The organism is Paraburkholderia humisilvae, from assembly GCF_902859855.1.
Classification (GTDB): Bacteria; Pseudomonadota; Gammaproteobacteria; order Burkholderiales; family Burkholderiaceae; genus Paraburkholderia; species Paraburkholderia humisilvae.
This window is the reverse complement of sequence record NZ_CADIKH010000107.1, coordinates 1-11,302: the sequence shown is the minus strand read 5'-3', so window position 1 is coordinate 11,302 and position 11,302 is coordinate 1. Positions and strand designations below refer to the sequence as shown.

Genomic DNA, 11,302 nt, shown 5'->3' with positions numbered 1-11,302 from the left:
GACGGTGGCGGATCTGAAGAAGGGGGTCACGTACGGGTTTGTGGCGGACACGAAGGGCAACGGGACGGACCAGCCGACGGTGACGAAGGGGAGCAACTCGGCGGCGATCGGTGCGAACTCGAGCGACGGGGGCCGCAGCAACGTGGTGAGCGTGGGCGCGCCAGGCGCGGAGCGGCAGGTCACGAACGTGGCGGCGGGCACGCAGGCAACCGACGCGGTGAACGTGCAGCAGCTCAACCAGAGTGTCGCGCAGGGGGTAAGTCAGGCAGTCGGCCAGGCGAACAACTACACCGACCAGCGCTTCGGGCAACTGAATAATCGCCTTGACGCCGTTGGTGCGGCAGCGATGGCAGCATCCTCCTTGATTCCGAACGCGCGGGCTGGGAGTGACTTCCAGATGTCAGTTGCCGCGGGTACCTATGGGGGGGCGGGCGCGCTGGCTCTCGGCGCGAACTACTGGGTATCGAATCGCTTGTTGCTCAACGCTCACGTCTCGGAGACTGTTGGTTCAGCCGGTGCTCGTACTGGCGCCTCGGTCGGTATGACATATGGTTTCTAGAGAGTTTGTGCGGCGACTACCTGCGGGCTAGGAGCCGGGGCGGCGCACTGTTTCGCCGCCTTGATGAGAAACATTGGCGGGAATCTGCCAAATTCGCTTTCTACGGTCGAACAACAGTCGACTTGGCCAGCGCTTGCATTGCCCGACGTGCGGGAGTGCAACAACAGTGCGTCTGACGCCGAATTCCTTGGGCGCACCTGTATGCTCGACGTTGTCTTCGACAAAATTTCGAACTGGAGACTTTGCCACGCCGAAGCGCGGAACATGGCCTATCAGGCTGCTGAAGTACAGTCGGTAACGTCATCGCGGAAGGCCCTTGAATCGTTGACGGAAGGCGAGCACTTCGCGGATAAGGGTTACGCACAGGAATTCATTGAGGCTTGCAAGCTGATGAAGCTCACACCGCACGTTGCACAAAACACCGCGAGGCGGCGGTCGTGCGTGCCCGATATGATTGCCGCGAGCGTGGGCTATGCCATTTCGCAGCAAAGCGCAAGTTGATCGGACAAGGACGAGATGTTCGTGTTGAACATGGCCGCCTACAACCCGGAGCGCATGCGCTCACTGACACAAGTCCGTCCGGAGTGGCGAAAAACGCGGCAATGAGGTCGTAAATTGGCCTCAAACCGACGAACAGGCGTGGAATTCACGTTGAAATTGCACAATGCGGGTATCGCCCATTCGAGCACCCACTGCAAGACTGCCCGGTCAGACCATTCTGCCCTGGCCACAAAGTGGTGAAGTGACTGGTGCTTCGCGCTCGCGTGAAGTGGGTCAATATGCGCGGCCATCGGCTCGATGCTCTTGGGTGACAGCGGCAATACCAGGCCCGAACAATAGCCCTTGAGACAGGCATGACGATCGGCGTGCCCTAACGCTTGCACCAGATGGTTCAGATACGCGTCAAATTTTTCGACATTTTCTCTCATCGTGTGATCGCCCCGAGTTTGTGTTGCTTAATAGTACAAGGTGTCGCTTTGCCGAGAATAAATTTTATTACACAGTAAAAATATGAATCAAGGCTTCCAGTGACGTCATGATTTACGTAATGCTCATAATGACCACCGGCTTAGGGAAAATGATAAGACATACGTATTTTATCAACGAGTAGAATGAAACAGTAGTAGTTCTAATAATTTCTGCAATTTTTCATCTGGCCCTTCACAATCAGATGCATATCAATAACACGTAGCACACGGCCACGTATGATTTCGGTCGCTCGGAGGAAAATTGCGCGAAACGCTGTGTGAGTGCAGTCTTCGACATCTACAGTCTAACTGTCGAAAACTCTTTCTGATCTCGAAAATCATGCCGATAATGAACGTCAATTTCAATGTCGGGCACTCGGACCGCCCTGACACAAACCGTACCACTACCGCTCCTACATCAGCCACTGGCGGAGTCGTGCCTTTACCGCCCAATCCTCGCCGTGGCCACCTTATGGAAATCCTGCGCCAAGTCGGGTTGGATGGTCCAAGTCGAGGTCCTGTCAGGCAGCTTGGGGACGGCGCTCGTCGCGCCCCCCGCGGGGTTCGTCCCTTTGACTGGAGAACCGACGCAATGGTAATGACACCAGCAGACATCGCGCGCCGGGGAGCGGCCCCGCAGGCTGTTGGTATCGGATTGCCGGTGCGCGGCACCGGGGCGCGCGCAGCGGCTCGTGCGGCCCTCGAGAAGGCAAGCGCCGCGCGCGCCGTGCCAGATACCGTACAGCAGGCGGTTCATACGGCAGTCGGCGCAATACATCGCGAAGTTGCGGCGGATGATCCGGGCGCAGCGGGGGAGATAGGGCTGAGAAAGGCTCGTGCGGCACTGGATACCGCACTTGAAAAAGGAGCCACGCCTAAAGAGGCCCTGTATGCCGCGCTTGCAGAGCACATATCGCTGAGCGAAATCATGGAGGCAGCCAGTGAGCGCCCGATCATTCCGAAAGCAGTACTGGATGCGGCCCGTGCCGCAGGTAAATCCCCTCTTGAACTGCTGCAACAGGCGCCTCAGCAGCGCGTCCATCCGCGTGACGTCAGGGCAGTGGCGCAGGAGATGGTCGGAGCCGCATTTGAGGCCATGACCGCGGCGGTCAGGGCAGGTGCCGGGCCGGACGACGCGCTGTTTATCGCCCAGGCAGTGGGTGCGAATCCGCGTCCGCTACTACGCGCACTCCGGGCGGCGGGCGCGGGGCTAGGCGCGGCCCTGGAAGCAGAGGCGGACCGCGCAGCAGGTGTCGATCTACAAGCCGCCCAGCGGCAAGACGCCCATAAGGCAGAAGCAGAAGCTGACCCAGCAGCGGTGCTGCGCGCCGCACTTGCAAACGGTACGGAACCAGTCACAGTCCTTGCAGTGGCGCTTGATGCAGTAAGGGCAGTACGTGATCCAGTAGACATTAAGGTTGGCCAGAAGACCCTCCGGGTCGGCGGAGATCCACGTCCGACAGCGCTCGTAGCTCTCGACGTGCTCAGCCGTCCGGACGTCAGATTGCCAGAGGAAGGCCGGGACACGCGTGAAAGATTGCTGGCACGCCTTGACAGCGCGGAAGCAGAATTCCAGAAAGATCTCGCGCGCCTCGAGCCAGAGTTAAACGTACTCCTGCAAAAGCTGGGCAAGGCCGGGAACGGCGAACAGAAGGCACTCGCCACGGAGTACATGGAGTCACTTCGAAACGCCGATAGTATTCAGGCTGTTCGGGAATTGGAAGATCGGGCCAACGACGACGCGCTGATCCATAAACGGCTAACTGACGGAGACTACGAGACGGTTCTGAAGTATCTGCAAATCAGATCCGCGCTAGCAGGCTGCTGAAATATACCCCGACGGAAGCAGCCTCTCTGTGCTCACGCGGCGTTCGCCGCAAGCTTTATCGCATTGTGCATTTTCAACGTGAATTCCACGCCTGTTCGTCGGTTTGAGGCCAATTTACGGCCTCATTGCCGCGTTTTTCGCCACTACGGACGGACTTGTGTCAGTGAGCGCATGCGCACCAGGTTGTAGGCGGCCATGTTCAACACGAACATCTGGTCCATCTTCTTCAACCCGCGTACCATCACCTGACGCATGTGCCCCAAGGTTTTGGCCCAGACTCGTCATCCATGCCCAAGCCGATAAACCAGCGAAACAACAGGTTGTATTGCACGTGCTCCATCAGTTGGCGCTCCGGGCGGATGCTGCAGAACACCTGAATTAGCATGGCTCGCAGCAACTTTGACGGTGCGATGCCCGGTCGCCCACTCTTGATGTCGGCCTCGTACATCCCGGCGAACAACCGATCCATCTTCGCCAGTGCTTCGTTCGCCATCACACAGATCGAACGCAACGGACGCGACTTCGGAACGAAGTCGTCGAGCCTGCGCATGGAAAATAGACTCCCGGTGAATGTATCGGCGCCGCGCATGATCTTCGGGGGGAAGTGCTCGCCTTCCGTCAACGATTCAGGGGCCTTCCGCGATGACGTTACCGACTGTACTTCAGCAGCCTGATAGGCCACACGATATGTCTGATCAACCTGTCCTTGTACAACTCACCTACATGAAAGCGATTTCGCCCAGGTCGGTGACGTTTCGGCTGTCTGTCAGGCGACCAGTCATTGCTTACTCACACTAGACACGACGACAGCTAGGAAGCCTAGCGAAAGTCAAAGCTTCGACGCTTACCATCTACGCACAGGCTTACAAATGATCGGTCTAACAGTCAATTCCGTTCCAACTAATCCCCACGTTCCATCGGAAACGTACGGCCCAGTTCAAGTCCGACCTTCGACTTCTGATCCGGCTCAAAGCATGAAGCACTCAAATCGAGAGGTTGAGTTATTGCGGGGACTCTCGAACGGACGCCCCCCAAACAATGTCATGGAAAAGATGCGGGTTGAAATACGGAAGGCTCGGGAGTCGACGCGAAAGGCGCTGCCAGAAATGGCGAGTGATCGAGGCGCGCATCACTCGTTCCAGCGCCTGTACGTTCGCAAACGCCCCATAAAAGAGGAAAACCGAAAGGAAACCGCAAAAGAGGAAAGTCAAAAGGAAACCGGATGTCCGCGGTGGGGAAATGTCTGCTGGCTACCAATGTAGGCGCGGCATGAGGATGTCGTAAAAGATGCCTCACCACGAAAGTAGCGCAATCCCTAGCACGCGCGGTTCGCCGTAAGTCGAAGAAGCATGTGTCCAAAGCCAAATCAGTGGGGCGCCCCATGCACGACAGCCTGAACGATTTCGTGGCCCTACGAGTAATATGCATCAACCCGGGAGCAAACGAAGCTCCAACAGGCACGACGAGCAGCGACTTGAGGCCCTGCTTGCAACCATGCGTATTGATGCATGCAGGGCATTCAATACCGACGTAAGCGCGAACCTGCTTTGGCGCTGGGCTTGTAAATACAATGCCTCGAAGGCGAGTCTTTGTGCCGGGACGAACGCGGCGTCGTGCGCGGGGGAAATGGGAGCTGACCTGTCTGGGTTCAAAACGATGTGCCGATCTGAAACTGGAACTTCTGATACTGGTCACCGGTCTGCTTCCGCAGCGGGAAACCCAAGCTCAGCTTGAGCGGTCCGATCGGCGAAATCCACGTTAATCCGACACCGTAACCATAGCGCAGGCCGTTCGAGCCGACCGTCGTGTTGCCGCCTTGGCGCGGATCGCCCCACACGTTACCGGCATCAAGGAACGTGAACACGCGAAGAGTGCGGTCATAGCCCGTACCCGGCAGCGGGAATGTCATCTCGATATTGCCAACGAGCATCTTGTTACCGCCAACTGGGTCACCCGTCTGCACATCGCGCGGACCCAGCGAACTCGGTTCATAGCCGCGCACCGACCCGATGCCGCCGGCGTAGTAGTTCTTGAAGATCGGGAACGGGTTGCCGATACCGTTACCGTAGCCGCCCTGCACATTCAAACCCAGCACGAAGCCGCGCGAAAACGAGTAATAGTACTGCGCCTGCAAGTCCGCTTTGTAGTACTGCGTGCCGCCGATCGGCGTACCGTATTCGGCGTTCGCCTGCGTGAAGTAACCGCGGCTGGGCACCAATGCGCTGTCGCGATTGTCGCGCGCCCAGCCGATCGTCAGCGGCACGTTGTTCGATACACGGCCAAAGTCCGCCACATAGTTCTTGTACGTCTGCGGCGTATTCGCATCGACGTCGAGCGTGTTCTGTTCGAAGCCCGTGCCGAAGTAAACTGTGTCATATTCCGAGAACGGGATGCCGAACTTCGTGTCGCCACCGACAGTGACGATACGGAAGCTTGAATCGGTCGAGTAGAAAAGCGGTTGGTACGTGCGGTAGTAGCCGTCAGTTATCCGCTTGATTCCGTCCACCGTGAAGTACGGGTCGACCTGCGTAACCGTCAGCGTGCGGTACGTCTTCGCGGTGTTTATGTTGACCGATAAGCTGGTACCGGAGCCGAACACGTTGTCCTGCGACACGCCGGCCGACAGCACCACCTTGTCCGTCGACGAGAAACCGGCGCCGAGCGTAATCGCACCGGTCGGTTTCTCGGTCACGTTCACGTTGATATCGACCTGATCGGACGTGCCTTCGACCGGCACCGTTGTCACATCGACGTCGGTAAAGTAGCCGAGGCGGTTGATCCGGTCCTTCGACAGCGCGAGGCGGTTCGAATCGAACCACGAGCTTTCGAGTTGGCGCATTTCACGGCGCACGACCTCGTCGCGAGTACGCGTGTTGCCCGTCACATTGATACGGCGCACGTACACCCTGCGGCTTGGATCCACTTGCAGCGTCAGATCGACGGTGCGGTGCGCCGTGTCAATCTGCGGGATCGCGTTGACGGTGGCAAACGCATAGCCGTATTCACCGAGCTTGTCGACGATCGCCTTCGTACTGGCCTGCAGTTTTTCCGCCGAGAAGCGCTCGCCTGGCTTAATCTTGAGCAGGCTCCGCAGTTCCGCTTCACGATCGAACAGGGTACCTGAGAGCTTGATGTCCGAGATTGTATACGGCTCGCCCTCGTGCACGACGATCGTCAGGTACATGTCCTTCTTGTCGGGCGTAATCTGCACCTGGGTCGACTCGATGCTGAACTCGAGGTAGCCGCGATTCAGGTAGTACGCGCGCAGGTTCTCGAGGTCGCTGGCGAATTTGTCCTTCGAGTACAGATCGCCTTTCGTGTACCAGGAAAACCAGTTCGGCGTCGACTCCTGCATCTCACCTCGCAGGGTGCTATCGCTGAACGCATGGTTGCCGATGAAGCTGATCTGGCGGATCTTTGCGCTTGGCCCTTCGACCACCGAGAAGAGCAGGCCGACGCGGTTGCGATCGATCGGGCTGACCGTGGTGGTCACTTCAGCTGCATAGTAACCACGTGCCAGGTACTGGCGCTTGAGTTCCTGTTCTGCTTTATCGACGAGTGCCTTGTCATAAAAACCTCCCTCCGACAACCCGATTGCTCGCATTGCCTTGCCAAGATTTTGCTTGTCGATCGCATGGATGCCAGTGAAGTCGACCGAGCTGATTGTCGGTCGTTCAGCCACCTGAACGATTACGACGTCGCCGTCGGCCGCGATGCTCACGTCGCTGAAAAACCCCGTCGCGTACAGCGCGCGGATGGCTGCGGAAGCTTGATAATCCGTGAAGGTGTCGCCTTGCCTGATGGGCAGGTAGGCAAACACCGTACTGGCTTCGATCCGTTGCAAGCCCTCGATCCGGATGTCCTGCACCACAAAGGGTGTTGCTGCGTGAGCGATAAGCCCATGCGCGGCGAGTGCCGCAGCCAGCGCTGTTCTAGTAATGCAGCGGCGATATCTGATCATGATCTCTCCTCGAACCTGTCATGCGCTTATTGGATGCAAACCTGCGGGTGAACATGCGACAAAGTGCGCATGGCATGTCTCGTCAGAGGAGGTTCACTACGATAAATTGAGGCGAGTAGCGGCTGACACGATGGCTAACCGTAAGCGCGTGGTTAAACAACCCGATTGTCATCACGCCTGCTGCTACCCTGGTGGTTCGTAACGCGACGCACGAAGTTGCCGTGCGGCGTCCACAGCCACGTAACTGCTTGAGGGAAGGCGCACCTGAAGAGCGGTGAACGGCGAAATTGCCTAGCGATCGGAGAAAACGTATTGGATATTCCGCCGCGCAGGATCGGTTCGATAACATAGATGCAATCCGGGCATTCAATGCCTGACGTTTTTTGCGTTTTGGGTTTTGAGACAGAAAGCCTGCGCCCCATGATTCGGTGTCGTCGACTCCTTAAGAGTCAACTTCTTCGTTTTACTTTCGATCATCGATTTATAGGCCTCGCCGATCTCGTCTATACCGGTCCAACCAGTCGCATTGGAATCATCTGCGAATGGCACTGGGTGGTCACGTGTCCCTTCGTAAGCCCTCTTTCGTCAGAGAGCGCTTTCTGCTCGATCAGGTTGACGCCAAAATTGCTATTCGGTACCGCGCACGCGCGCTCTTGTGAATCAGGGATCGGTGCGTGATATGAACTCAAGCATTATGTTACCAGTTGATTTTGTAAAATTAAAATGTGAAAAATATAATGTATTATTGCAATCATAATAATTGAGATTAAATAACCGGGCTGAAGAGCCCTTGGGGCCATTCCCACGCGGGGGCGACCCCCGCTCAGGACGTCTGAGCTCCCACATCCCGGCGTAGTCTCACGCATGGCGGTACCGTTTCTGCCGATTTTCGGTTTCAAAGGACACCGCGTGGGGTTGTTCTTGTCGATCAACCTGATCTTGTATGCACGTGCCATTGAAAGTTTATTTGAGGGACGAAATATTCATTATGAAGTTCACTTTTGTTTATTGATGGGTTGGGAGATCTTGGTTGATATTATTGATTTTAATGAGAATTTGACAGCGTTATTTGTCGGTGTTTAGTATCAGTCTTGCTGGCGGGCTCGCCTGGGGGCTGCTGGCACTCTCGATCGGTTCATTGTAGCTAACCCGAAGTGGCTGCATGAACCGTTTAACTCGGGTGCGTTAATCTGCAGCGCGCATCCGAGTATTTTTTAAACGGATCGATTGTTGACCCTTTTGCTTCTGAAGCTTGCTAGCCGCTTTGCTGGCATTTGCGCTGCCGCGCCACGCGATGAGATCGACGACCGGGTTTCGCTCATCCCGAGCGGTGTGGCGCAGACGGGAAGGGCGGCATTCCAATCCTGATGGAGGACCGGGCGCGCGAGCCCATAGTGTACGGTGCGGCGTATAGGTTCCGCGTCGGCGTTAGGGCAAAGTATGCCTCCATGGGCCGGATAATTAGCGTCCCCCCCTTGGGAAGAGCCGCCAGGCGAAGTCAATCAGGCTCACAGGCAATTTTCGTGATCCGATGCGTGCTAAACCAAGCGCTTCAAGTCCGTGGCCCGACGCACTCTTGCGCATCGGCGCTCCCGAGTACCACGCATGTCAAGTTTCGCAGCTTGGCACAGCCGTCGGTAATGTCACGTCCTTACCCGACAAAGACATGTCCAAACCGATACTGGGCGACGATCTGAGGACGGTGATCAAACGGTTGCTGACGCGACCCAAAGCGTGGTGTACCCGTTATCCGGGGCGCAAGCCGTTCAACGATCGGGCAGTGTTCAAGCACATTCTGTGCGTGCCGCAGACCACCTGCGCTGGACCGGCTGCACGAGGTACTTCTCGCGCGTCCACGCGCGGCCGACGGACGAGATCGGCATATCCCGCGTCACCGCCGACTCCTCTGCAGTCCGCACGGGTGGGCCCAGGGCAAAAAGAGGATCCCATCGACCGCGAGCGACCCGGTTCAGAGCACTACCACACTAACGAAGCGCAGGGCTTCTCGCTCGTGGTAATCCTCCACGGCCCGAGTCCTCACGATGCCACCCAGATTCACGTCCTGCTTGATGCGATTCCCAATTGAAGGCGAGCGCGGCCCGGCCGCCTTACGCGCCAGTGATCGTTTAGGGCGGACCGCAGCTACGATTACGGCAAATACCGCCGCCGTTATACGCCGCCGGCATCGCGCAGAAGTGATTTGGTTCCGTGACAACCTTGCTTGCTCATTATGTTCCGCGCGGAGTGAACTACTGCAAATCAATATTTACAGTGCCGATCCTCAATTTCCGTAATCGTGAATAATGTAAAATATTCATTTGCCATTATTCATCGCGCGGTGTGGAGCGATGTTTTTCGTCAGGATCGCAGTCAAGATAGCGATGGTACCTCGGCCTTGGCGAAGCAGGAAGTCAGCTTTGAATACGTTCGGGCAGGCTTTGAGTAGGTGCGGCGGAACTGTTCAGGCGTCCAGAAGGTGTGCCGGTCAAGTATGAGCGGCTCTCATGGAGGTGATGGAATTTAATTTCATAGAATTTTTATCATAATAAAAACGAGTATTAATATAATGACGAAGGATTTGAAATAATTTATATTAAAATCATCTATGCAATGTATTCAGATGCTGTTCTGAGCGAATTGACTTGCCAAAGAAGTCATGTTGATATTTTGGCTTACGGGGAAAGACGTATTTGCGCGAATGGTACTACCTATGGTGTTGCACTGCTGATCAGACAGGGCGGCGCTAAAAGTGAGCCAATAACCCTGTCAAAGCACCCAAAAGCGCCGTAACTATGTGAATCGTCGATTTGATAGAGGCGAGTATGGAACACCATGCGCGTACGCAGAACGAGAAGCTCGAAGTCAAGACCACGACGTGCTACATGTGCGCGTGCCGGTGCGGCATTCGTGTGCATCTGCGTGACGGAGAGGTCCGCTATATCGATGGCAACCCCGAGCACCCGCTGAATCAGGGCGTGATCTGTGCGAAGGGATCATCGGGCATCATGAAGCAGTATTCGCCGGCACGTCTCACGCAGCCGCTGATGCGCAAGGCGGATGCGGAACGGGGCACCGCGCAGTTCGAACCGGTGTCGTGGGACGTCGCGTTAGCGACGCTCGAAAAGCGTCTTGCCCATTTGCGCGCGACCGACCCGAAGCAGTTCGCGCTTTTCACCGGACGCGACCAGATGCAGGCGCTGACCGGCCTGTTCACTAAGCAGTACGGCACGCCGAACTACGCGGCGCACGGCGGCTTCTGCTCGGCCAACATGGCGGCCGGCATGATCTATACCATCGGTGGCTCGTTCTGGGAATTCGGCGGCCCGGATCTCGACCGCGCCAAGCTGTTTTTGATGATCGGCACCGCGGAAGATCACCATTCGAATCCACTCAAGATTGCGATTTCGAAATTCAAGCGCGCGGGAGGCCGTTTCATCGCGATCAATCCGGTGCGTACCGGCTATGCGGCGATCGCCGATGAGTGGGTGCCGATCCGTCCCGGCACCGACGGTGCGTTATTCATGGCGTTGATTCACGAACTGCTCGCCACCGACAGTTTCGATCACGAGTTTGTCACGCGCTATACGAATGCGGCCGAACTGCTGAACATGAATGAGCAGAGCGACGAATTCGGCCTGTTCGTGCGCGACCCCGATGCGCGGGAAAGCAATCCGCTGTTTCCGCAGGATCATCTGTGGTGGGATGGTGAAAGCCAGCGCGCCGTGCTGCACCATACGCCGGGTGCGAAGCCCGCGCTCGAAGGCCCGCCGGAAGGCTACTACGCGCTTGATGACGGCACGCCGGTCACGCCATCGTTCGCGCTGTTGCGCGAACGCGCTGCGCAGTGCACGCCCGAATGGGCTGCGCAAATCACCGGCATTTCCGCCGACACGATCCGGCGTCTCGCGCGCGAGATGGCCGACACGGCGCGCGATCACAAGATTACGCTGCCGATTCGCTGGACCGATGCGTGGGGCGAAACCCAT

7 protein-coding genes and 1 pseudogene are annotated in these 11,302 nt (G+C 57.1%); 5 read left to right on the top strand and 3 right to left on the bottom strand.

What is annotated here, in order from left to right:
* The coding region (locus HV796_RS45555) for a YadA-like family protein (RefSeq protein ID WP_175232951.1) at nt 1-559 on the top strand (559 nt) is incomplete at its 5' end.
* Between the two features lie 201 nt (nt 560-760).
* Nucleotides 761-1,060: a hypothetical protein gene (locus HV796_RS37875; RefSeq protein ID WP_175232950.1), complete on the top strand. Its 300-nt coding sequence runs from the start codon at nt 761-763 to the stop codon at nt 1,058-1,060.
* 38 nt (nt 1,061-1,098) lie between these two features.
* On the opposite strand, the gene HV796_RS37870 is transcribed toward HV796_RS37875, so the two are convergent.
* Nucleotides 1,099-1,488, bottom strand: a complete 390-nt coding sequence (locus tag HV796_RS37870; protein WP_281369977.1) for a transposase — start codon at nt 1,486-1,488, stop codon at nt 1,099-1,101.
* A gap of 637 nt (nt 1,489-2,125) precedes the next feature.
* On the opposite strand from HV796_RS37870, the gene HV796_RS37865 reads away from it, so the two are divergent.
* Complete coding sequence (locus HV796_RS37865; protein ID WP_175232949.1) at nt 2,126-3,355, top strand: hypothetical protein; 1,230 nt, start codon at nt 2,126-2,128, stop codon at nt 3,353-3,355.
* 280 nt (nt 3,356-3,635) lie between these two features.
* On the opposite strand, the pseudogene HV796_RS37860 reads toward HV796_RS37865, so the two are convergent.
* Together HV796_RS37860 and bamA are read right to left on the bottom strand one after the other, a co-directional pair.
* A pseudogene (locus tag HV796_RS37860) lies at nt 3,636-3,944 on the bottom strand (transposase); the annotation flags it as partial.
* A gap of 1,059 nt (nt 3,945-5,003) precedes the next feature.
* Complete coding sequence (gene bamA / locus HV796_RS37855) at nt 5,004-7,316, bottom strand: outer membrane protein assembly factor BamA (RefSeq protein WP_175232948.1); 2,313 nt, start codon at nt 7,314-7,316, stop codon at nt 5,004-5,006.
* A gap of 864 nt (nt 7,317-8,180) precedes the next feature.
* On the opposite strand from bamA, the gene HV796_RS37850 reads away from it, so the two are divergent.
* Together HV796_RS37850 and HV796_RS37845 are read left to right on the top strand one after the other, a co-directional pair.
* Nucleotides 8,181-8,399 (top strand): hypothetical protein, encoded by a 219-nt coding sequence (locus HV796_RS37850; protein WP_175232947.1) that lies wholly within the window; start codon nt 8,181-8,183, stop codon nt 8,397-8,399.
* Nucleotides 8,400-10,138: 1,739 nt separating this feature from the next.
* A partial coding sequence (locus HV796_RS37845; RefSeq protein ID WP_175232946.1) for a molybdopterin-dependent oxidoreductase occupies nt 10,139-11,302 on the top strand: 1,164 nt, incomplete at its 3' end.

Coding starts and splice junctions, on each gene's coding strand:
- bamA (WP_175232948.1), bottom strand. CDS start 7,316: ATGATCAGATATCGCCGCTGCATTACTAGAACAGCGCTGGCTGCGGCA.
- HV796_RS37875 (WP_175232950.1), top strand. CDS start 761: ATGCTCGACGTTGTCTTCGACAAAATTTCGAACTGGAGACTTTGCCAC.
- HV796_RS37865 (WP_175232949.1), top strand. CDS start 2,126: ATGACACCAGCAGACATCGCGCGCCGGGGAGCGGCCCCGCAGGCTGTT.
- HV796_RS37870 (WP_281369977.1), bottom strand. CDS start 1,488: ATGAGAGAAAATGTCGAAAAATTTGACGCGTATCTGAACCATCTGGTG.
- HV796_RS37850 (WP_175232947.1), top strand. CDS start 8,181: ATGGCGGTACCGTTTCTGCCGATTTTCGGTTTCAAAGGACACCGCGTG.